The sequence below is a fragment of the Pseudoalteromonas sp. Of7M-16 genome, from assembly GCF_022347805.1.
Lineage (GTDB): Bacteria > Pseudomonadota > Gammaproteobacteria > Enterobacterales > Alteromonadaceae > Pseudoalteromonas > Pseudoalteromonas luteoviolacea_F.
This window is the reverse complement of sequence record NZ_JAKRFY010000010.1, coordinates 153,568-175,588: the sequence shown is the minus strand read 5'-3', so window position 1 is coordinate 175,588 and position 22,021 is coordinate 153,568. Positions and strand designations below refer to the sequence as shown.

The window sequence follows — 22,021 nt, the reverse complement described above, 5'->3', positions numbered from 1 at the left end:
CTAAAGTTAAAGCCTTGCAGAATAAATTACAGTCTAAAAAAATGAGGAATAAAATGATGAAAACTCTGCGTTGGTTGTTATGTTTAGCATGTATATACAACCCATTTGTCTGGGCCGGCGAGCTGGCAAGCGAGCTCAAAGTATTTAAGCCTTATTTGGGGACTTGGCAAGCCAGTTTCAGTATGTCAGCAGATGCGCCTGCAGTGGAAGATATCAGTCGTTGGGAGCGCGCACTCAATGGAACGGCTATCAGAACACTACACTCAATCAATTCAGGTGACTATGGTGGCGAGTCTTTGATTTTTTGGGATAAACAAAAACAGTCTTTGGTGTTTTACTACTTTACCACAGCAGGGTTTTATACTTCCGGACGTATTGAAGTGATCAACAAGTACGAGTTTGCAGCTTATGAGCAGGTTGTTGGTAACCAAAATGGTATTACCGAAGTCAAATCTACCAGTCGTTATAAAGATGGCAAATTTACTGTTGCAACTCAATATTTTAAACAAGGGAAATGGACACAACCAGAAACCCGTACTTATCAGCCCAGTGATAAAAGCGTGGTATTTAAATAAGTGGCTACTAAGCGATTATTTTTTGGTATTGGCTTGGCAAAAAGCGACGCCTTAGATATTCAGAGCTGGCTGGCTCAGCATGTGAGTGCGAATAAAGCGCCAACATTGATGCGTAACTGGCATCTGACTTTGGCTTTTTTGGGCCATGTAGATAGTCAGCGAGAAGACGCGATGGTGGACTTCGCAAAGACACTCGCTGCGCCGCCCTTTCAACTGCATTTCTCTCAAACCGGCTACTGGTCACACAATGGGATATTTTATTTGCGGCCCGATCACACTAATGCGCATCACTTATTACAGTTAGCTGAGCCATTGCGACTTTGCGCGGAGCAGCAGGGGTTGTATCGCAACCCTTATCCGTTTTCACCGCACATTACCTTATTTAGAGGTGTTAAACCGACGCCTCAGGTAAACAGCCCGCTCATGCCTTTTTCTATTGCCGTGACGCAGTTTCACCTTTATCACTCGCATTCACAGGCTGATGGCTTGCATTATTCGCCGATCCACACATTTAAACTTAGCGCTTAAGCCAAGACAGCGCCTTGGTAAGAATATAGTGACCTAGCTTTTGCAGCATGCCGGTATGGCCACATTGTTTAAATAAGCGCTCTGTGGCTTGGTTGCGGGCAGTACCGACATGTTTTCGTCGACATTCTTTGGCGGCATCTTGCCAGTTTTCGCTGCGAATGGCGTGCAATAAATTGGGCCATGCACGACTCAAGTTAGGAGTACCTAAATTGTACGCCATGTCGAGCAGCGCGAGCTGAGCATTGGTAGGCATACGGCGAAAGGGAATATAGCCGTTTTTTGCACTAAAGAGCGTTTCTAATTCAGCTTCAAACTCGGCAATTTTTTTCTCCAACAGTTTGATGCACTCTTCATGTGGTAAGTAGAGTTTGCAATGTGGTTCGTACCAGCTTGCCAGCCGTCCTGACTGGAGCCGTGTAATGTTTTCAAATTCTTGGCACTTAACTGCCCGACTTGCGGCTTTGTGCGTGGCTTTTTCTCGCAATGCCAATTTATTGAGCTGGTTGGCGCTGGTGATATGAAAGCCAGCTCCTAGGGTGACATTGCCCCGCGTATCAAGGTATAAATGGGCAATGACTCCTTCGTACAAACAAATGTGTTTGGCCGCTTTTCTACGGTTTACTGTATGGCGTTGGAACAACTCTCAACCTTTTTAACGTCTGACTCTTTGTTGACTATGTAGCATTGCTCTAGTAGAGAGCAATAGCAAGTATTTACTTCAATGTCATGGGCTATGTCGCCAATTTTCTCCCATAAGCTGTTGTTGAACTGGCTTCTTACCATAGAAAACAGCACCAAATCATTGCCATCAGCAAGTAGGGCATTGTTTGGGTTGCTGGTCACATACCAGCCAAACTGCTTCATGTAGTTGATGTCGGCATTGTCAGCTTGTGCTTCTTTCAGTGCTGACTGGTACGCCTTGAGGCTACAACAATCGTTTAGCAACTCGACCAAGCTATCGTATTGTGTGTCGCGGTAGGTAAATAACATGAATTTGATCAGTGCGGGGCCCGTTCCGGAGTTTGTGACTTTCACTTTCATATGCGCACGCTCTGCTTCAATATCGTAATCACTGTAGCTGACCTGCAGCCAAGGCCAGGTTTCTGCGTACAATTGCCTCTCAGCAGCAGTGACTTGCTCTTGTGCGGCTTTGGCTTGCATGTAGGTTGCGTAAAAGGAAGCAGCAGAGATTAAAATGGCACATAGCGCTAAAATACTGTTCATCTTTGAGCGTGACAAACGCAACTTCAGTTTGGGCTTAGTGCAGGGGGGTTCTGGTATTTGTTCTGGATGAGAAGACATTATTCATTTCCTTTTGATGCGATCAGGGAGCAGCCAAGAAGATGGTCAGCTGCTTGCCAATCTGCAATGTCGAGTTTGATAGTTCATTCCATTGCTTTAGCTTGTTTACTGAGACGTTAAATTGCTTAGCAATACGCCATAGACTGTCTCCGGATTTAACAGTATAGGTGTAATGTTGATCTGCCAATACCGGCAATACGAGGCGCTGTCCGATGCGTATGGTATCTGAGCGCAGTTGATTGAATGACTTTAACTGACTGACGCTGAGTTCATAATTGGCGGCAATGACACTGAGGCTATCACCACGGCGAACTGTGTACGTTTGCCACTGGTTACTAGGCATGGTCGGCAGGTTTTGCGCATAAGCGGCCCACTCTGCGGTTTTGTCTATGGGTATGATCAATCGATTGGGCCCACCGAGCAAGGCCGGAAAACGTGCGTAGCCGGTGTTCAATTTTGCCAACATAGACCAGTTTGGATCTCTGTCTAAAATTGTCGCAGCTGGCAAAGAAACGACGCTGATCGCCGGTTGGTTTGCAATGGCTGGAAAGGGCATAAGCTGTTGTTTAAGTAACTGCGTTGCAGCGATGAGCTTTGGCACGTAATGACGCGTTTGACGTGGCAGTTTGAGGGCAAAAAAGTCGGTTGATTTTCCCGCTTTACGATTGTTTTCAATGGCCCTTAAAACACGTCCTTCGCCGGTGTTATAGGCGGCAATGGCGTGGTACCAATTACCATCAAAACGCTTGTGTAAATAGGTCAAAAAATCCAGTGCAGCATTGGTTGAATCAATGAGATCTTGGCGTCCATCGTACCAAGGGTTTATTTCGATACCATAATGTTTTGCAATCAAAGGCGTGAGTTGCCAAAGGCCTGAAGCGTGTTTGTGTGAGTAGGCCTGCATGTCAAAGTCGGTTTCGATCAAAGGCATCAGCGCTAGCTCAATGGGGAGTCCACGCTTTTCGATTTCAGTGACAATATAGTACAACAGCGGATCTGCGCGCTGACTGATGGTATCCATGTAGTTGGGATGTTGAAGGTACCAATTTACCCGTGTCAGTACTCGAGGGTGACTTGAAGGAGCGAAACTGATTTGTTGGCGGATCCGCTGCCAAACATCTTCAACCTGCATTGGCGCAATGGGAAACGCTGAAGTTACAGTCTCTTTGCTCTGTTCTGGTAAAGGCGATGGCTCGATATGTAATTCTGGCAGAGAGCTTTGGCTATGATCTGTCGGGTCTTCTTGGGTAGATTGGCAGGCCGTCAGAGATAGGACCCAAGCAATAAGTAGCGATCGTTTAAGCATGGTAGCGCCGTATTGTTGTTATTCTTGTGGCACTATTTTATAAGTTAGTGAAATAAATACACAAGTTAAAAAAATTGGTACACCAAGCTTAATTTACATAGTTTCTGTTTATTTTTTGAACTAAACTGGGTGTGAGTGCGTTTAAGTAAGTAGTTCCATTTAGCAAGAGGTGTTTTTATGGATCGCACAGAATTGAAAGAGCAATTTGAGCATAGTTATATGGATCCCATTATTCTGAGCTATGCAGACTCCAATCATTATTTGGCTGGTGGTTTAGATGTATTAGGTAATTATCATCTGATCACGGACAAACAGGGTAAAGTGGTGACCTACAATTCACTGCGTGAAGCTGAGGTTGAACTGGCACACCTCGGTGCCACAGAAGCCACCCTCGACATGGAAACCGCCTATGATGAAATGGTCGGTAGCGTCAGTGATGGCCACTGCCGTTTTAAGTTACCCTTAGTGCATTGACCTGAGTCCCTTGATGGGGCGCTATGCCCCAGTCTAAAACTGTCCCAGTAACGAAATGGTGACAACAGGATCGACACGTTCATCAAAACGCCGTGTGCCTATGTACGAACCATGTCGATTGTTGGCGTAAAAGTTTTGCACATAGCTGTATTTGGCCGTGTTAAGCGCGGTCAAGGAGATATGCATCCGTAAATCAGTGAACAGTTGATATTCTGCAAATGCGTTTACTTCTACTTGGTCTTTTTCTATGTATATTTCGTCAACGTAATAATTGGTCTCTTTTTCTGGGATGTACATATCAAGTCCCCAGCTATATTGCTGCATATCTTGACGAAACTCGATATTCGCGCTTTGGGGTGTGAGGCCGTCAACAGGCCGGTTTCCTGCGAGTGGGTCATCATATTGCGCATGCGCGAAATCATAGCTGACGCTCAATTGACTCCCTTCAAGCCAGTGCTCTGTTTGCCAAGTTGCACTGAGAGAGGCGCCAAACTGACTCGCATGTCCCGCATTGCCTATCATAGTGTCGCCATCGGGTAATTGCAGGTATTCATGTATGTCTTTTTGCCACTGGTGAAATACATTGAAATTCATCACTAGGGTATCGGCTAGGCGGATATTGAACTGGGCCGCCACCTCACTGTATTGGCTTGGCCTCAGTTGCAGGTTGCCAGATTGTGTGCGGTCAAATTCAGCATCTTGGCTCTGCACAAAGTCATCAAAATCGAGCTGATCTACGTGATGCTGAGCAGTAAAAATAACATCCCAATTCGATTGAGGGTCGTAACTTAACCTTGCTACAGGTTTGATAAAACCCAAATAGGTTTTACTGCCTTGCTGAGCGCTACTGGATAACGTTGTACGCTCCGTATTTAAGCGAGTATACAATTGCCACTGATCGCTTAGTTCTGTGGTGATAGCTGCATAAGGTTGATAGCGTAACTCGGTGACTTGGCCTTGCTCAAATCCACCGTCGTAATAGGTTATTGCATGCAACTGATTGCGGCTGATTTCAATGCCCATTTCTGGTGCATAGCGCATGTTAGGCGCGCTAAAATTAAATTGTACTACTTGCTCTTGCTGAACCTTGTGTTGCTGATATAAATCTGCAATTGGGCCGTGCTGATATGTTACCTCGTTGGCATCGGTCATATTACGATTGTGCAGCGCAATAAACTGCCATTGACTATGTTGGCCACTGTGTTGCCAATTAACACTCATTTCATACTCAGATTCAGATAGATAGCTATCAAACAGCCAGGGAAGTTGCTGAGCACTAGTGCGGCGTTGTGCTATTTGTGTGCCGTCATTGGTCGCTTTAATTGACAGTGCTAGCCGAGTGTCTTCGAGATTGCGCTGACTGGTTAATGAAACTTGTCGGCTATTAAGTTTCTCAAAGAAATCTTCATGGCCTTGCTCAAGCGTCATGCCAACTTTATCGCGTTCATCATACAGTGAGGTTGATTGATAGCGGTCATCTTGATAGTGCATATTGACCTGATGCTGCCATGCGTCTGCGGGTAACGAAATTTGAGCTGCCAACTCACTGGGTCGATACGCCTGATAAGCTGAAGTGAGTTTACTGCGTGCTTGCCAGTGTGCGCTGAGTTTGGGCGCACGGGTGATCACATTAACCAATTGATTAAATTGATTTGCAGTGCCAAAGGGGTGACCGCTGTTGTATAGATGGATAGCGGCGATTTGGTCGCTTGGCAGCTGTCTTAAAATATTGGTGAGCGACTCAGACTTAGAAACAGCAGCAGCGCCATTGATCAGCACATTGCCTGCGGCAGCACTGAGCCCGCGTTGTGAGTTCGATTGCGATAAAGTAAAGCCAGGTAGCTGGTTGATTTTATCTAGTGCATTTTGTCCATATAGACTGTCGAGTGCCGAGTCTGTGAATTTTACAACGGCAAATTGCTCACTGTTAAGAGGCGGTACTTCTGCTGCGGCTGAGGCACCAAAATAGCATACACCTAGGCAGTAAAAACTGAGCGAGATGGCCCGATAGTTACGAAATGTCATGGTTGATTGAGTCCCTTGTCAACTTACTTGCTGACGATATTTGAATAAATCAATCTATGCTAATCAATAACCTAGGGATAGTTGGTCGCTTTTTGGGACGAATGGACAGGTATTGTTCACTCGTCCCAAGTGGCGCGGGACGAGTGCTGTGCTGGCTGCTATGCGACATGTTTGAGTTTGGCTTTGAGCGCGGGCTTAAATGCTTTACTCAGCGCAACGGTTTGGCCGCTTTTGAGTAACACCAGTCCGCTGCCCGAGGGCTTGATTTGAATACGTTCAATGTAGTTCAAGTTGACCAGATGAGAGCGGTGGGTGCGGATAAATTGAGAGTTGGGTAATTGCTGCTCAACTTGCTTTAATGTGATGCGCTTGAGGAAATGCTGATGCTCAGTATGCAGCTCAACATAATTGCTGGCAGAGTTAATATGGGTGATATCATCATAACTTAATAATGCGGTTTTGCTGCCAGCATCTACTTCAAACACGTCGTGTTGTTCGGTTAATTCTGTGCGTAAGAAAGTATGCCAAAGATAGCTGATCACACCTAATACCAATGGGTGTGACGGCGCGAAATAAAGCATGGTATAAGGGATCGGATCGCACAGTACCAAGAAGTCAAAAATGGCTTGATAGGTCATAGAAATACACAGCATCAGTGAAATAACCGCGATCCATCTTTGTTTCGTTAAAAGCTTGGCACTGTGGTATTGGCTGAGTAAACGAAATACGATAGGCGTCAGCACATACCAGATCCCCCATTCTTGCAAAGCCCATCCCGGTCGATTGTTGATCTCCTCAGCGGGTGGCATAGCCCAGTCGTAGAGTATATAGGTCGCCGTCATGAAGAAGATGAATGCACTCCAACCTGCACAGGAGATCAGCCATTCCTTTTTAAGTTGTTCAGTCATCATGTAACCCTAAATCAGAAACGCGGTAGTAGTTTACTAGAATAATTCTATTTGCCTATATAATTGTGATGATATTTTAAGCAGGTTACTTAACCAAACACACAACGAAAACAGGCGCCTTTTGGACGATTTAAATAAATGAGCTCACCGCCATGTTGAACCATTATCTGTCTCGATAAGCTGAGACCAATACCTGAGCCTTGCTGTTTGGTTGAAAAAAACGGCACAAACATCATTTTGCTGGCTTGTTCACTGACGCCCGGACCATTGTCACAGATATCGACACACAGTTGACCTTGTTCGTTAACTAAGCTTGTTAGCTGGATTTTGGGAGTACTATTAGCGGTTGTGGTCATCGCTTCAATGGCATTTTTACCAAGGTTGATGAGTACTTGTTCAATTTGTTTTACGTCGAGTGTGCACATGGTGTGTGCTGCACACGCTACTTCAAATTGCACACCGGGGTGCTGAGCAGTAAATAATTGTTTTATCGAATTTAGCAGGTCGTTCAGATTTGTGGGTTGCAACTTGGGCGCAGGTAAATTACTTAAGTGTCTAAACTCTTGTATAAATTCACTTAAATGTGCGCTTCTGGACGCCAAAGTCGTCAAAGCAAGGGATAAGTCTTGTTTGTCGTCTAGCTCGTCAAATGTCTGTCCTTCGGGGAGCAAGGTTAAGCAAGTTTGCGCCATCGATGCTAAAGGTGTGATTGAGTTTGCGACCTCGTGTGTCAACACTTTGGTTAATTGTTTATACGCTTGCTGCTCTTTGGCATTGAGTTGCTCAGTAATAGGTTGCAGTGTCACCACTTTGTATTCTTGATACTGCACTCGCAAGGTACTTACTTGTATATACAGGGTGTCTGGCTGCTCTTTACGTTGCCACGTAAAGGTGCCATGTTGGTTTGTTGTGGCTTCAGAAATGAATTTATACGCCTCGGTACTTCCTGCATTCAGTGATTGTAAATGGTTGATTTTAATGCCAAGTTGCTTGCTCGCAGCGGAGCTTTGCTCAATCACTTGCTCATGCTCATTACAGATTAACATCGGCAGATCCATATGATTGAATACCGCGTTGATAAACTGTACCTGTCGCTCAGCATCTATTTGTGCGGCTTGCATATGCGCTCGAGCCTGTTCGTAACTTTTGCGCAGTGGGTGAGCCAGTGGCAAACCGAGTGTGTGATCGCCATTGGCTAAAGCGCGAAACAATTGCTCAGGATAGCGCAATGTTTGTTGAAAGAGGCGACTGATCCAACCTATTTGCATGATGGTAATAAGTAGCATGACCGCCGTAACCGCACTGACTCCATAATGAGTAATGGATAGATACAGTAAAGCGCCACTAAACAGTAAACTGACAGTGCCAAGCATAGCCTTAAAGTGTATATCCATGGGTTACAGCCCGTACTTTTCTAGGCGGCGGTACATTGCGCCTCGCGTCAGTCCCAGCGCTTTAGCTGCGTGACTGACATTACCTTGGTGGTGCTTCAGTGCCGCACGTATGGTGCGCTGCTCAATAATTTCTAAATCAAAGGTATCAGATTGCAGAGCCTCATTTTGTGCATCATTCGTTTGCTTCTCAGCAACCAGCACGTGATGAATGGCAAGCTCGCTGCCTTCGGATAAGATCACGGCGCGCTCGATAGTATGGGCGAGTTCACGCACATTGCCGGGCCAGTGATATGCGCATAGTGAACGCATAGCACTGGGAGGCAGGGTTAAATCACGGCGGTACTTTTGCTGATAGATATCGACATAGTGCTGCACGAGCAGAGGAATATCTGCTTGACGCTCTCTTAGCGGTGGAAGGCGGATCTCAATGGTGTTGATTCGATATAACAGATCTTGGCGAAACTGCCCATTTGCAACGGCTTCTGGGAGTGCTTCATTGGTTGCACATATAAGGCGAATATCAGTATCGATGACCTTATTACTACCAATCGGGGTGATCTGTCTGTTTTGGATAGCAGCAAGCAATTTAACTTGCTGTGCGAGAGGCATATTAGCGACTTCATCTAAAAATAAGCTGCCGCCGTGAGCCAGTTCAAAACGACCAACACGATCTGCTTTTGCATCGGTAAATGCCCCTTTCTTATGGCCAAATAGCTCACTTTCAAATAAGTTTTCCGAAACGGCACCCATATCAAGGCTAATAAATGGCATGTGCGCGCGTGGACTTTGGGCATGAATGGCGTGTGCCGTGAGCTCTTTACCTGTGCCACTTTCCCCTGTAATTAAGATATTTGCATCGGTTTTCGCTGCTTTCTCTAAAGTATCAAACACTTGCAGCATGGCATCACTTTGGCCCAAAAATTCACTTTGGGGGGAACTGAGGGCCTGACTGAGTCCTTGTGTTTGTCGTGATAATTGGTTGAGTGCTTTTTTGTCTTGCGCATGTGCGAGCGCGGTGGCAATAACCGTCAGGAGTTGATCGTTTTGCCATGGCTTGGCAACAAAGTCGGTTGCGCCATTTTTGATGGCTTCGACGGCGAGCTGCACGTCACTATATGCGGTCATCAGTACCACGGCTATGCTCTGATCTTGGGCGTGGATTTTTTTTAGCCAGTAGAACCCCTCTTGGCCACTGATGGCATCTCGATCAAAGTTCATATCGAGTAAAATAACATCAACAGGATGACTATCAAGCAGTGATGCAACGTCAAACGGATTATTTGTCGTGATGATTTTTTTATGGTGCTTTTTCAGCAGTAATTTTGCTGCAAGTAAGACGTCTGTGTTGTCGTCGACGATAAGAATGGTGCCGTGCTTGTCCATGCGATGAGCTCGTTATAGTTATTTTTTGACCGTTAGAGCTTAACGTAAAACCCGTTTAACTGTCCAATTATGGACATCAACCTGTTCTGTTTTCGGACACTTATTAAAAAGAGCATTTAAACCAAACCCATACTTTATTGATTTATAAAGAATTAATTTTTGGCATTAAACTTGTTTTAACTAAGGTATCTAAGCCAAAGGAGCTGATACCATGGACAAAAAAATTACTACACCGACACGCCGCAGATTTTTAAAACCTGTGCTCGCAACGGCTGTTGCTCTACTGATAGGGTTTGGTGCATACAGCATGAGTCAATCGGCGCAACAACAAGGACTGTCTCAAACTGTGAACATGGCTGGCCTGACGATCAATAAAGTTGTCAGCGGAGGATTCAAAGATGCGTTGAGTGTGCGTGGGCAGGTGGTCCCCAAAACGACCATTTTTTTAGATACTGTTTCCGGTGGTCGTGTTGAAGCACGCTTGCTAGAGCAAGGTGCCTATGTTGAGCAAGGGCAGCCTTTGGTACAGCTCTCCAATACCAATTTGCAGTTGGACGTAATGAGCCGTGAAGCGCAGGTGACTGAGCAATTAAACTTTTTGCGCAATACGCAAATGACCATGACCACCAATGCGCTTAATTTAAAGCGTGATTTATTGGATATTGAATTGGAGATCAGCCACTTAAAAAGAAAGCTAACGCAATCAGAAACCCTTTTGAGTAAAGGTTTGATCAGCCAAGAGGAAGTCGATGAAGTGCGTGAAAACCTACAATACAACCGTGATATTCATGCGCTAACCATAGAGCGCCAGAAACAGGAAAGCAGCATTCGCAAAGTGCAACTGGCACAGCTGGAGGACAGTGCAAAAATGTTACAAGAAAATTTACAGTTCGCGCGTAAAAACCTCGAAAGTTTGCAGGTCACAGCGCCAGTGTCAGGTTATTTAAGCGAGTTGGATGTGCAGGTTGGCGAGTCCAAACAAGCGGGTGCGCGCCTTGGTCAGATAGACATTCCAGGCGAGTTCAAGCTGGCGGTCAGTTTGGATGAATTTTATCTCAATCAGGTGTCGTTAGGCATGGCTATCGAGATTGCACATGGCGACCACATGTTGCGCGCAACAGTAAGCAAAATTGATAGTCGCGTCACGAATGCACAATTTCAAATTGAGGCTGAATTGCCGTCTGGGACACAGGATATCAAACGTGGCCAGGGGCTTGATGCACAACTGATGTTTAGTACTGAGCAAAGCCAAACGACCTTGCTGCCGCGAGGGGCTTTTTTTAGCACCAGCGGCGGTCACTGGGTGTTTGTGCTCAATGAGAATGGCACCCAAGCGCAGCGTCGCAACGTAAGGCTGGGCAAAAAGAATCAACACTATTACCAAGTATTATCAGGCCTTGCACCGGGAGAGCAAGTGATCACCTCTCATTATGGCAACTTTGATAAAGCCCATGTTTTAAATCTAAGTAACTAATAAAAAGCATTAAAGGACAGGAAAATGATTAAGCTCTCACAATTAAATCGCGTATTTAGAACCCATGAAGTTGAGACAACTGCACTCGACAGTATTAATTTAACCGTCAGTGATGGTGAATTTGTGGCCATTATGGGCCCTTCTGGTTGTGGAAAGTCTACCTTATTATCGATTTTAGGTCTGCTAGATGGTCCCTCAAGTGGTAGCTATCTGTTTGACGGCACAGAAGTGTCGGGCTATTCAGAGCAGCAGATGGCAAGCTTGCGAAAAGCGTCAATCGGATTTGTCTTCCAAAGCTTTAACCTGATCGATGAGTTGACGGTGTTTGAGAATGTGGCGCTGCCACTACAATACCAAAATGTATCAAAAGCAGAAAGAAATCAGCGTGTTGAAGAGATTTTAAAACGTGTAGGTATTGATCATCGAGCCGAGCATTTACCGCAACAGCTATCAGGCGGTCAACAACAGCGCGTCGCTGTCGCCCGGGCATTGGTGATCAACCCGAAACTGATTTTAGCCGATGAGCCAACCGGAAACTTAGATTCGAAAAACTCTCAAGAAGTGATGGCGATGCTTCGTGAGTTAAATCGAGAAGGCACAACCGTGATCATGGTGACTCACTCTGAGAAAGAAGGAGACTATGCAGATAGGGTGGTCCGGTTATTAGACGGTCGGATCTTGGTTGACAAAGCCAGTCAAGTAACTCAACCAAGCCATGTTGCGTAAGTAATAGGAGGCGTTATGTTTTCAAGTTATATCACCACTGCTGTGCGTGCATTTGCCAAGCATAAACAACATTTTGCGCTAAATGTGTTGGGGCTGAGTCTAGGCTTGGCTGCCGCCATTATGGTGACTCTATTTGCAGTCTATGAGTTCTCGTTTGACCGCACACAGCCAAATGCCGAGCGGGTGTATCGGGTTCATACCGATTATCGCAGTTGGGGTTTGCAATTAGTTGGGACGGCAGGCACAGATACGCCATTTTTGATGAAGCAGCAAACTCAGGTTGAAGATGTCTTGTTGCTTGCCGATGCCGACAGTTTAGAGTTTTATAATGCGCCGTTGGCTTTGACTGTTAAAGTCGCGGATAGACAAGTGCAGCTGCCAGATTTTTATTCTGTTAGCAACAATCTGCTCGATTTTGTGACTCTAAATGTGTTGTCGGGATCAGTGCAAGATGCCATTTCATTGCCAGACCAATTAGCGCTGAGTCAAAGTACGGCGATCAGCTTATTTGGCCGCACGAATATAGTGGGCGAACAGCTGAACCATGGCTCAGGCAGTTATACTGTCGCTGCTGTATTTGAAGATTTACCAGACAATACGCATTTTTATTTTCAGACGCTGACAGCGCTGCCCAAACACGCCGATCCGGACGTTCATGGCTATGTGTATATGCGCTTGGCACCGAACGCTGATGCGGCGTTGATTGAAACAGAACTTAATCGCACCTTTACCGAGCGCCAGCAAGGTCGTAGAAAAACTTTATCACTGCATATGATACCGCTGCTGGATGTGCACTTTAATAGCCGTGGCCCATTTGAAATGAAGCAAGGTGGCTCGAAACAAGTTATGTGGGTGAGCGTGGCACTGGCCGTGGTCTTGTTATTGGTGGCGAGCACCAACTTTATTAACCTAAATATCGCTGCTGCGGCCAAACGTGCCAAAGAGGTTGGTGTGAGAAAAGCCTTGGGCGCGAGTCGTTTGCAACTTGTTCAGCAGTTTTTGACTGAAGCCGTACTGGTTGCGAGTGTCGCTGGTTTAATTGCGTTTGCACTAGTGGAGATTGCACTGCCCAGCGTAAACCAACTGTTGAATAGGCAATTGAGCTTAGACTTTTCTATGTGGTTTTTAAGTGGCGTTATTGTGGTGATTTTACTGGTTGGCGTGCTATCTGGCTTATATCCTGCGCTGTTTATTTCTTCTTATAGTGCAAAAAGGGTATTGAGTGGCGATCTGCAACGCGGGAAAACCGCAATCTGGGTACGTAAACTGACGCTATATTTACAAAGTGTGTTGTCAATTGCGTTGATCATCGCAGCGGTGACCATCTACAAACAAATGGCGTTAGTGAATGATTTGGAAGTAGGTTATGGCAAAACAGAACGATTATTGGTCAAAGATCTACCTGCGGAGTTAGTTTTCAAAACCGACAATAACCGTCTATTCGAGACTATTCGCAGCATACCTGGCGTTTCTCAGGCAACTGCCAGTAATACCAATCTAACCGTTGATATGAATGGTGAATTGCACTTAACTTGGCCAAATGGTGAGCAAGTGGAAGGCACACAACCGACCGTTTCAACCGGATTTTATGCAGCAGAAACACTAGGCCTAACGATTTTGGCTGGGCGTGACTTTTCTCCTCAGTATGGTACGGATTGGGCGCACACAGATGAGCAAGGCATTACCCGTTACGCAATATTAATCTCTGAAAGTATGATGCGACTTGCAGGTTATACGGATCCACAAGAGGTCATAGGTAAACAAGCAACAGCGCGCCGAGGCCGCACTCAAGTGAACATAGTGGGTGTTGTTGCCGACGTGAAGCTGGGCTCAGCGAAACAAACTCAGCTGCCGATATCATTTCGCGCTGGCGTCGTTAGTCACTCGTCTGCAAATATCGTGGTCAAACTGGATGGCTCGGTGGCAGCATCTGATGTAGCGCAGCAATTGCAAACAGTAGTGACTGAACAATTAAAGCTTCATGAGGTATCTGTCACCCGCATAGAAGATGAATATCAGCAAGCACACATTAGTGAGCATCGTGTACAGCAGCTAGTTTTGTTCTTTAGCTCGTTGGCGGTGTTTTTAACCTGTTTGGGTGTGCTGGGACTTGCATCGTTTTCTGCGCTTCGTAGGCAAAAAGAAGTTGCAGTTCGAAAGGTGCTTGGTGCTTCTCGCATTAGTATTGTTAATTTGCTTGCGAAAGAATATCTAGCATTAATCGTGGCGGCAATGGTGTTGTCATTCCCGTTAAGTTATTGGTTCTTGGACGGGTGGCTGAATCATTTTAATGAGCGTATAACACAGGCTATTTGGGTATATCTGTTCAGTGCAAGTTTTGTGGCGATGAGCACTTGGCTAACTGTTGCAACGCTGGCATTTCGAGCAGCAAGTATAAGACCATCTTTGATTTTACGTTACGAGTAATGGCAAAAAGCCAGCGCCGGGGCGCTGGCTTTTTTATTATGATTCTTTTGGCACACCGATATGTAAGTTGCCGTTTTTCAAATCCATTGTCATCACAAAATGCTTAAACACATCGTAGCCGATAATGCCTTTGACTTTAGCGCCTTTAACATGGCTGCTTGAGTGACTATACTGGCTGGAAACCTTGACTTTACTGCCCTTCTCTGGAAAAGCGACTTTAACGTTTGAGAGCGTATAAGGACCAAATTTTACTTCTTTTGCTTTTACAACTTCCATTGACTCTACGCTATTAACACCTGCAAAATCTACTTGCTCATTTTCAGTGTCTAGCCAGCCAAATTCTTTCGCAAAGCGGCGCTCAATGATAATGCCACCTGAAAAACCAGTATCGAGTAACATCCAAGCTGATTCACCTTCTAATTCCACTTTAACGATGGGCTGATCGAATCCTTTTTGCATTTTGAAGCCGATATTTTCAAACTTTTTTAAGTCGAGGTGATCGTGTGTAAGCAGCCTTATACGTCGGTTTGGGTAATCAATTTGGGTATTGAATAACTTAAAAAAACCGCGACCAAATAGGAGCGATTTTTCTGGTCCGCCTAAATTTATTTCTGCAATATTTTCTAGCTGGGTGTCAATACCAAAAAACGACACAGGTACTTTTTGATATACCTTGTTGCGTTTGACATCGAATGCCCCTTGGATATTCATATTGCCACTGTGGGTATAGGTAAGTTTATTCGCCTCAATAAAGCTTTGATTGATTGAATTGCCTGAAGCTCCGGTATCCAGCACCGCGTAACTTTCAATGCCTGATACTGTTACAGGCACGGTGACCAGACCATTTTGATAGGTAAAGTCTAACCAAGGTGTCACTGCTGAGTGAGAGAACGCACTAAACAATAGCCCAAGTGAGAGTAATGTAAATTTCATTTGATGATGCTTATATAAATATTTAGTTATTTTCATTATTGCTATTTTAGGTACTGCTGTGACGTGTATCAATGTATTTTTGTGCTTACTGGGGAGCTGTTTCATTGGCATTCAATTCCATTTAAATGTGCTGTGTGATCGCAGTTAAGGACAGCTTCATAAAATTGTAAATTATTTAAGCAAATTTAAACTTGAATAATCTTCAATGTTTCGTCTAGAATACACGTAAATTTCGAAACGAAACTTATGTGAAAGATAAATGACCAAACGTAACACTCAACAGCGCCGACACACCATTGTCAGTCGTGTAAATAACGAGGGTGAAGTCAGTGTAGAGGCTTTGGCTGCTGAGTTTGAAACTTCAGAAGTTACGATTCGAAAGGATTTAACCGCTCTTGAAAAAAGTGGCTTACTACTGCGTCGCTACGGCGGGGCGGTGGCACTGCCTAAAGAGATTGTTGCCACAGATATAGATAAGCAAGATCCATTGCGTAAAGTCGCCATTGCAAAAGCCGCAGCGGCGTTGATCCGCGACCACAATCGAATCATTATTGATAGTGGTAGAACAACTGCTGCGATGATCCCTGAACTGGCGAAAAAGCGCGGTTTGGTGGTAATGACCAATGCCATCAACATTGCTAACCGCTTATTGTCACTTGAAAATGAACCCACTCTTTTGATGACCGGAGGCACATGGGACCCACATTCGGAGTCCTTCCAAGGTCAAGTTGCCGAACAAGTGCTACGCTCTTATGACTTTGATCAGCTATTTATTGGTGCCGATGGCATTGATGTGGCGCGCGGTACCACCACATTTAATGAGTTGATTGGATTGAGCAAGGTAATGGCAGAGACCGCAAGAGAAGTCATTGTGCTGGTTGAATCTGAAAAGATTGGTCGCAAAATTCCAAATTTAGAGCTGCCTTGGCAGCAAGTCACAACCTTGATCACCGACAACACCTTGGCACCTGAGATGCGCCAAGCGATCGAGGCTCATGGCGTAAACGTGATCTGTGCAGAGATCACACAAAAATAAACACACTAACGTGCAACAAATGGAGAGATTATGTGTGGCATCGTAGGAGCTGTGGCAGAGCGCCCAGTTAACCGAATTCTAATTGAAGGTTTAAAACGTCTTGAGTACCGTGGCTATGATTCAGCGGGCGTTGCGCTGAGCAATGTGGGTGTACTTAATACGGTAAAAGCAGTTGGTAAAGTTGCAAATTTAGCTGCAGCGCTAGAGCGCGCAGAAGTAAAAGGCACAACGGGTATTGCGCACACACGTTGGGCAACACATGGTGGTGTAACCGAAGCGAACGCTCACCCACATTTATCAAATGAGCAAATTGCGCTGGTACATAATGGCATCATTGAAAACCATGAAGCGCTGCGCCATGCGTTAACAGAAGATGGTTATGCTTTCTTATCGGATACAGATACGGAAGTTATGGTGCACCTGATCCACCAATTACGCCAGCAACATGGCAGCTTACTTGAGTCAGTTCAAGCGGCAACAAAACAGCTAGAAGGGGCTTACGGTACAGTTGTATTCGATAAAGAAAACGACAATGAAATCATCGTTGCACGTTCAGGCAGCCCGTTAGTGATTGGTTTAGGCCTTGGCGAGAACTTTATCGCTTCGGATCAGTTAGCACTTTTACCAGTGACACGCAGCTTTATCTTCTTAGAAGAGGGTGATGTTGCACGTATTACGCGTGATACGGTTGAAATCTTTGATATTGAAGGCAACCCAGTTGAACGTGAAGTGGTTGAGTCTAACATCACGCAAGACGCTTCTGGTAAAGGCGAATACCGCCACTACATGCTAAAAGAAATTTACGAACAGCCACTGGCCGTGCGTAACACTCTTGAAGGCCGCCTTGAAAACGATCGCGTTGCAATCGATGCGTTTGGCGACAGCGCGAATCAGATTTTTAAAGATGTAAAACATGTTCAAATCATCGCGTGTGGTACGTCATACCACTCAGGTATGGTTGCGCGCTACTGGCTTGAGCAACTTGCAGGTGTGAGTTGTAATGTCGAAATTGCATCAGAGTTCCGTTATCGTGAGTCGTTTGTTCACGAAAATAGCCTACTTGTTACTATTTCTCAGTCTGGTGAAACGGCGGATACGTTAGCGGCATTACGTTTAGCTAAAGAGCAGGGCTACATGGCGTCAATGACCATTTGTAACGTACCAGGCTCTTCATTGGTGCGTGAGTCTGACTTGGCATTTATGACCAAGGCAGGCGCGGAGATTGGCGTTGCATCTACCAAGGCTTTCACGACGCAACTTGTTGGCTTATTGATGCTAACAGCATCGATCGCGCAAGAAAAAGGTCGTGACCAAAGTGTGATTGTTAATGCTATTAAGACTTTACCAAACAAGCTAGAAGAAGCGCTGAGCATGGCTGAAGGCATTGAAGCACTGGCGGAAGAGTTTGCAGACAAGCACCACTCTCTATTCCTTGGCCGTGGCTCACAATACCCAATCGCAATGGAAGGGGCACTTAAGTTAAAAGAGATCTCTTATATTCACGCAGAAGCGTATGCAGCGGGTGAATTAAAGCACGGTCCACTTGCACTGATTGACGCGGACATGCCAATCATTGTTGTGGCACCAAACAATGAATTGCTTGAAAAGCTTAAATCAAACGTTGAAGAAGTACGCGCTCGCGGCGGTATTATCTATGTATTTGCAGACAAAGATTCCGCGTTCTCATCAGATGATACAATGCGTGTAATGAACGTGAACCACGTTGAAGACATCATCGCACCAGTTGTCTATACAATCCCACTTCAGCTGTTGTCATACTATGTTGCCGTGATCAAAGGCACGGATGTTGACCAACCGCGCAACCTAGCTAAATCGGTTACGGTTGAGTAATTAGGTATTTAGGGGTTCAAAAAAGTGTGGGATTAAAATAAAGTCTCTATCCTTGGGCTGATGGAGTAGCCCCTTAACCTTGGTGATTGTAACTTCAAATTAATATGACTTAGCTATGCTGTAGCTGCAAGTCAAATGAGGAGATATTTCAGTCACCATGATTGATAACGATTTTTATATCCGTGAAGTGAATGTCTATAGAGATCCCGAACTGTCTCTATCTATAGACAAAGAAACTGGCGAAGAAACCTTAAAGCTTGCTGATCGTGAAAACCTAGAAGAGATAGCCGTCCATATATTGGTTGATCCTGATGGTTCACTTGTCAAACCCGTATGCCTATATCTCTTCTGGAAGAAAGATGAAGAGCAGGCTAAAAGCACTGCAACGGATGCAAAAGCGCTGCTTCTATATTTTAGGTTTCTCCATCAGAACAACTTAAACTATTGGCAGTTTCCCCATTCAAAAAGCCGAAAACAAACATTTAGGTTCGCAGATTTCCTCGTCAGCGCTATCCAGTCAGACGATATTGCAATATCCACTGCCAAGACGTACTTAAGAGTCATTGTAAACTTTTACAAGTTTCTTGGGCGGAACAACCTCATCGAGTTTTCCGAAAGGAACAAGCCGTTTGATTTTGAAATCGTGTCTCTGCGTCAGTTGGGGATGCTGGCTCATTCCCAACGGGTGATTAGTGTACAGACGACTAATTTAATGAAAAAACTTCCAGGGAACAAAAGAAACATGTAACTCGGACACTATCGCCTTTAACTCAAGAGCACCTTGCGGCATTTTTAGAGCACATAAAAGAAATCCCAGAAGATAAGGCGCTAATCTTTGAGGTCGCATTGGCCACAGGAATGAGGTTGCAAGAGGTTCTCACCATACCTGAGTCGGTCATTTTTAATCCGGATAGTTCATATGCAATTCCAGTGTCTATAGGGCCTAAAAATGGGGTGAAAACAAAGTTCAGTAAACAGCGTCATGTCGAATTCCCAGCATCGCTGATGTTTAAACTCTATCAATACTTATGGTCGCCCTCCCGACAAAAATATACCGCAAAGGGCAAAAATGACGAGCGAAAGCTATTTATTAGCCGCCAGGGTAAAGCGTTTAATTCCAATACAATAGAGAAGTCATTTTCAGACATACGAAAGGTGATTTCTGGGCGGTACAGAGATTTTAACTATGCCATTCATGACTTGAGATCAACTTATGCAACCTATACCCTACATAAGCTTTGGGAGGAAAAAGGTAGCTTGCGGGCAGCTGCTTCAATACTTCAAGAACTGATGGGCCATAACAGCTTTACTTCAACTTTTAAGTATGTCGAGTTCATCGAATCCAATGCCTTGATGCTGGAGCATGCGGATCACATGAGTGACATTTTCCAGTTGTTCGGTGGATCCGATGGCGAAAAGTAGTTTAAGCGGTTCACGCTTAAGGCGACCAGAAGATAGTGCGGTTACAACCTTTCCTACCTGGAGCTATGAATTACTAATCGACAATTTCGTCACATCAGTTGATCTCCAAGGACTGGCGCATTATTTATGTGATCCGACAAAGAAAAAACAGGATAGACAACAGCAAGTCACCAGATATGCCTATGCTTTTAGGCAGGAACTAAATCGCCAAACGGCCCATGCTACACTGTACAACAGTTTTCTAAAGTTCAAACAATACCTGGTATGGTGCGACCAAAATAGCTTATACCCTTTCTCTGAAACTACTTGGAGACAATATCACCGCCATCTGTGGGAACTTGTTTTACTTGGCAACTCTTCCGCTCCTATATGGCAGATGTCAGAAGGGCAAGATACGGGATTAAAGGAGCGATCGGCAGGTTATATATTTTCTGCAACTGAGCAAGCCTTAACATGGTGTGGTGAAAATGTTTTTCAGTGGGGGAAACAACTGCGACGGTTTCGCTCTGGAAAGCCTAAGTCCTATGAAGCCTATTCAGAGCGGGAACTGCCAATAATCCTGAACCGATTATCTTCTTACTTTTTTCAATTGGCTATTCCACTGTTAAGTGAATCGCCTCCCGGGGTGATATCGGTTGAAATAAAACAGGCGTTTTTTGATGTCCCAGTAAAGGCCCAGAATAAAAAGGGGCGAGCCAAGCACGCGATGATGAATGTCGATACCGCATTTAACCAGGCTATGGCATGCGGGTATTACCTCCTAAGCTACTTTACCGCATTTAATACAAGCCAGTTGTTCGACTTGTGCCACCCTATTACCTGGATAGAGGATAAAAATGTTGAGTATTACAGACTGACCGCATTCAAACGAAGAGCAAACAAGGAAGTGCTTTCTCTCGTTGGTGGGGAGGTGCATAAGAAGTCTTTACAGTTCATCGAAACACTATTGGCTCTATCCCTTAAATATGCCACTGGGACAAATGAAAAATTGCTTTATTGGTTAGATAGAGATGGTGAGCAGCGAGCTTTAAATTCGACATTGCTTATTAATACCCAGCTATCCGGCCGCCTTCTGTTAATGTCAGACGGAGTATTCAAATCCATCCCATATCTTATGGGTATCCATGCTCACTTTATAGAGACAAGTTCAAAAGGGTATATCGAGTTCGATGAGGTGAAGCTGGTAAAAAGAACGGTTGTAAAAAACAAAAGAGTTATACGTCGATTTTGCAACAGACGAGTGACGACACTTAGCTTTGCTATATTGCATGCCATCATTGTTGCTCACCCGAAAAATAGCTCAGAAGGCGTGAATTTAAAGCACATAATTCTGCCGTTAAAAAAGAACTTAGAGGACGGAATCTTAAGAGTTGATTTTTACTACGAAAATGGAACTCAAGGTAGCTTCAGTATTGATATTAAATACGAAAACTTCTTAGAACGTTTGGCTGCGTATGCAGTAACTCGGCAGCGTAAAAACGTATCAAAGATACATTATCTATTGCCTTTGGGCAGTGAAAAAGAGGCCAGCCAGTGGGAAGGTTTAGCGCCTAATTTGGGGCAATTAGGCGACTATGGGATTCATGTCGGGCAGTTTTTTGTAAATTTGGCGTCCAGCCGGTTTAGAGAAACCGCTGCAAAGCTTGCAAGGCGAAAGGCCAATAGAACTGAATTACACGTTTCACAGATATTAAACAATCAATACCGCACAGTGCTCAAGCATTACAGTGAAGGTAACCGCTACGACAACCAACTGATTATATCCCAAGGGCTGGCTGTAATTGAAAAGATGAGCGCAGGAGCTTCCCTGGAGCAATCGAAAGCTGAGTTAGTCTCTGAATTTGGTGTTCCAGTTATCAAGTTTGATGAGTTGATAGGCAGCGATGCAAACGTGAATGGTGTTGGGGTTGCGTGTTTTCAGCAGAAGCAGCAGATTGAAAAGAGTAAATCTGCTGGCAGCCAAACATGCTTCGATTATGAAAGCTGTATCAAATGCCAGCACGCAAAGCTCGTTAATGATGTCGAGCCGCTATATCGGCTGTTATCCTTTTTAGAATGCATGGAAGAGAGTTGGCTTTACTATCCGGAACGGTTTTCACGAAACCTGGGTAAGACTGTTGCGCTGTATAAAAAGGTCATTTCTAGCAGCGTTTCTCCTGATATCGTTCAACAGGCTCAGTTTAGGCTTGATACTGAAGGTCGACATATGCTCTGGGATAATCTGGAACTATCTTCTCTTGGCGTAAAAGGAATTTAG

At 44.8% G+C, this 22,021-nt stretch carries 19 protein-coding genes; 11 read left to right on the top strand and 8 right to left on the bottom strand.

Annotated features, from left to right (window positions below; genetic code table 11):
- Positions 1–53: 53 nt before the first annotated feature.
- Together MHN81_RS12760 and thpR are read left to right on the top strand one after the other, a co-directional pair.
- Positions 54–575 (top strand): hypothetical protein, encoded by a 522-nt coding sequence (locus MHN81_RS12760; RefSeq protein ID WP_239425898.1) that lies wholly within the window; start codon positions 54–56, stop codon positions 573–575.
- Positions 576–1,103: an RNA 2',3'-cyclic phosphodiesterase gene (thpR, locus tag MHN81_RS12755; RefSeq protein WP_239425897.1), complete on the top strand. Its 528-nt coding sequence runs from the start codon at positions 576–578 to the stop codon at positions 1,101–1,103. It begins immediately after the preceding gene.
- On the opposite strand, the gene MHN81_RS12750 is transcribed toward thpR, so the two are convergent.
- The 3 genes from MHN81_RS12750 to MHN81_RS12740 are packed head-to-tail and all read right to left on the bottom strand — an operon-like array spanning position 1,093 to position 3,711.
- Positions 1,093–1,743, bottom strand: coding sequence for a pesticin C-terminus-like muramidase (locus MHN81_RS12750; RefSeq protein WP_239425895.1), 651 nt, complete (start codon positions 1,741–1,743; stop codon positions 1,093–1,095). The two genes, thpR and MHN81_RS12750, sit on opposite strands and share 11 nt — an antisense overlap.
- Positions 1,722–2,405, bottom strand: a complete 684-nt coding sequence (locus MHN81_RS12745; RefSeq protein WP_239425890.1) for a hypothetical protein — start codon at positions 2,403–2,405, stop codon at positions 1,722–1,724. The genes MHN81_RS12750 and MHN81_RS12745 overlap by 22 nt, the downstream gene beginning before the upstream one ends.
- A gap of 22 nt (positions 2,406–2,427) precedes the next feature.
- Positions 2,428–3,711 (bottom strand): LysM peptidoglycan-binding domain-containing protein, encoded by a 1,284-nt coding sequence (locus tag MHN81_RS12740; protein ID WP_239425889.1) that lies wholly within the window; start codon positions 3,709–3,711, stop codon positions 2,428–2,430.
- A gap of 177 nt (positions 3,712–3,888) precedes the next feature.
- On the opposite strand from MHN81_RS12740, the gene MHN81_RS12735 reads away from it, so the two are divergent.
- Entirely contained in the window at positions 3,889–4,185 is a 297-nt protein-coding gene (locus tag MHN81_RS12735; protein ID WP_023398955.1) for a DUF6482 family protein, read from the top strand.
- A 33-nt stretch (positions 4,186–4,218) separates the two neighbouring features.
- On the opposite strand, the gene MHN81_RS12730 is transcribed toward MHN81_RS12735, so the two are convergent.
- The 4 genes from MHN81_RS12730 to MHN81_RS12715 all read right to left on the bottom strand — a co-directional run bounded on the left by MHN81_RS12730 (position 4,219) and on the right by MHN81_RS12715 (position 9,895).
- Positions 4,219–6,210, bottom strand: coding sequence for a hypothetical protein (locus MHN81_RS12730; protein WP_239425888.1), 1,992 nt, complete (start codon positions 6,208–6,210; stop codon positions 4,219–4,221).
- A gap of 158 nt (positions 6,211–6,368) precedes the next feature.
- On the bottom strand, positions 6,369–7,121 hold the full coding sequence (locus MHN81_RS12725; protein WP_239425886.1) for a LytTR family DNA-binding domain-containing protein: 753 nt from the start codon (positions 7,119–7,121) through the stop codon (positions 6,369–6,371).
- Between the two features lie 86 nt (positions 7,122–7,207).
- Positions 7,208–8,512, bottom strand: coding sequence for an ATP-binding protein (locus tag MHN81_RS12720; protein ID WP_239425884.1), 1,305 nt, complete (start codon positions 8,510–8,512; stop codon positions 7,208–7,210).
- A gap of 3 nt (positions 8,513–8,515) precedes the next feature.
- Positions 8,516–9,895 carry a sigma-54 dependent transcriptional regulator gene (locus MHN81_RS12715; protein WP_023398959.1) on the bottom strand — a complete coding sequence of 460 codons (1,380 nt, stop codon included), beginning with the start codon at positions 9,893–9,895 and terminating at the stop codon, positions 8,516–8,518.
- A gap of 211 nt (positions 9,896–10,106) precedes the next feature.
- Here MHN81_RS12715 and MHN81_RS12710 point away from each other — a divergent pair, with 211 nt between their 5' ends.
- From MHN81_RS12710 to MHN81_RS12700, 3 genes are read left to right on the top strand one after another with little or no spacing between them, the layout of a single operon-like run.
- On the top strand, positions 10,107–11,369 hold the full coding sequence (locus MHN81_RS12710) for an efflux RND transporter periplasmic adaptor subunit (RefSeq protein WP_023398960.1): 1,263 nt from the start codon (positions 10,107–10,109) through the stop codon (positions 11,367–11,369).
- 24 nt (positions 11,370–11,393) lie between these two features.
- The gene (locus MHN81_RS12705; protein WP_023398961.1) at positions 11,394–12,095 is read left to right on the top strand and encodes an ABC transporter ATP-binding protein; all 702 of its coding nucleotides are present in this window, start codon (positions 11,394–11,396) and stop codon (positions 12,093–12,095) included.
- Between the two features lie 15 nt (positions 12,096–12,110).
- Entirely contained in the window at positions 12,111–14,522 is a 2,412-nt protein-coding gene (locus MHN81_RS12700) for an ABC transporter permease (protein ID WP_239425882.1), read from the top strand.
- Between the two features lie 36 nt (positions 14,523–14,558).
- Here MHN81_RS12700 and MHN81_RS12695 read toward each other — a convergent pair whose 3' ends face one another.
- Positions 14,559–15,455, bottom strand: coding sequence for an aspartyl protease family protein (locus MHN81_RS12695; RefSeq protein ID WP_036975935.1), 897 nt, complete (start codon positions 15,453–15,455; stop codon positions 14,559–14,561).
- A 259-nt stretch (positions 15,456–15,714) separates the two neighbouring features.
- Between MHN81_RS12695 and MHN81_RS12690 the strand changes: the two genes are divergently transcribed.
- The 5 genes from MHN81_RS12690 (at position 15,715) to MHN81_RS12670 (ending at position 22,021) form a co-directional block, all read left to right on the top strand.
- A complete protein-coding gene (locus MHN81_RS12690; protein WP_023398964.1) occupies positions 15,715–16,491 on the top strand; it encodes a DeoR family transcriptional regulator in 777 nt (258 codons plus the stop codon).
- Between the two features lie 30 nt (positions 16,492–16,521).
- The gene (glmS, locus tag MHN81_RS12685; RefSeq protein WP_239425880.1) at positions 16,522–18,342 is read left to right on the top strand and encodes a glutamine--fructose-6-phosphate transaminase (isomerizing); all 1,821 of its coding nucleotides are present in this window, start codon (positions 16,522–16,524) and stop codon (positions 18,340–18,342) included.
- 157 nt (positions 18,343–18,499) lie between these two features.
- The gene (locus MHN81_RS12680) at positions 18,500–19,090 is read left to right on the top strand and encodes a hypothetical protein (RefSeq protein WP_239425879.1); all 591 of its coding nucleotides are present in this window, start codon (positions 18,500–18,502) and stop codon (positions 19,088–19,090) included.
- Between the two features lie 53 nt (positions 19,091–19,143).
- Entirely contained in the window at positions 19,144–19,764 is a 621-nt protein-coding gene (locus MHN81_RS12675; RefSeq protein ID WP_343224732.1) for a site-specific integrase, read from the top strand.
- On the top strand, positions 19,751–22,021 hold the full coding sequence (locus MHN81_RS12670) for a hypothetical protein (protein WP_239425878.1): 2,271 nt from the start codon (positions 19,751–19,753) through the stop codon (positions 22,019–22,021). Before MHN81_RS12675 ends, MHN81_RS12670 begins: the two co-directional genes overlap by 14 nt.

Excerpts from the sequence above, each read along its gene's own strand:
- MHN81_RS12705 (WP_023398961.1), top strand. The coding sequence starts at position 11,394 with ATGATTAAGCTCTCACAATTAAATCGCGTATTTAGAACCCATGAAGTT.
- MHN81_RS12700 (WP_239425882.1), top strand. The coding sequence starts at position 12,111 with ATGTTTTCAAGTTATATCACCACTGCTGTGCGTGCATTTGCCAAGCAT.
- MHN81_RS12745 (WP_239425890.1), bottom strand. The coding sequence starts at position 2,405 with ATGTCTTCTCATCCAGAACAAATACCAGAACCCCCCTGCACTAAGCCC.
- MHN81_RS12710 (WP_023398960.1), top strand. The coding sequence starts at position 10,107 with ATGGACAAAAAAATTACTACACCGACACGCCGCAGATTTTTAAAACCT.
- MHN81_RS12730 (WP_239425888.1), bottom strand. The coding sequence starts at position 6,210 with ATGACATTTCGTAACTATCGGGCCATCTCGCTCAGTTTTTACTGCCTA.
- MHN81_RS12680 (WP_239425879.1), top strand. The coding sequence starts at position 18,500 with ATGATTGATAACGATTTTTATATCCGTGAAGTGAATGTCTATAGAGAT.
- MHN81_RS12670 (WP_239425878.1), top strand. The coding sequence starts at position 19,751 with ATGGCGAAAAGTAGTTTAAGCGGTTCACGCTTAAGGCGACCAGAAGAT.
- glmS (WP_239425880.1), top strand. The coding sequence starts at position 16,522 with ATGTGTGGCATCGTAGGAGCTGTGGCAGAGCGCCCAGTTAACCGAATT.
- MHN81_RS12715 (WP_023398959.1), bottom strand. The coding sequence starts at position 9,895 with ATGGACAAGCACGGCACCATTCTTATCGTCGACGACAACACAGACGTC.
- MHN81_RS12760 (WP_239425898.1), top strand. The coding sequence starts at position 54 with ATGATGAAAACTCTGCGTTGGTTGTTATGTTTAGCATGTATATACAAC.
- MHN81_RS12690 (WP_023398964.1), top strand. The coding sequence starts at position 15,715 with ATGACCAAACGTAACACTCAACAGCGCCGACACACCATTGTCAGTCGT.
- MHN81_RS12695 (WP_036975935.1), bottom strand. The coding sequence starts at position 15,455 with ATGAAATTTACATTACTCTCACTTGGGCTATTGTTTAGTGCGTTCTCT.
- MHN81_RS12735 (WP_023398955.1), top strand. The coding sequence starts at position 3,889 with ATGGATCGCACAGAATTGAAAGAGCAATTTGAGCATAGTTATATGGAT.
- MHN81_RS12740 (WP_239425889.1), bottom strand. The coding sequence starts at position 3,711 with ATGCTTAAACGATCGCTACTTATTGCTTGGGTCCTATCTCTGACGGCC.
- MHN81_RS12720 (WP_239425884.1), bottom strand. The coding sequence starts at position 8,512 with ATGGATATACACTTTAAGGCTATGCTTGGCACTGTCAGTTTACTGTTT.
- MHN81_RS12725 (WP_239425886.1), bottom strand. The coding sequence starts at position 7,121 with ATGATGACTGAACAACTTAAAAAGGAATGGCTGATCTCCTGTGCAGGT.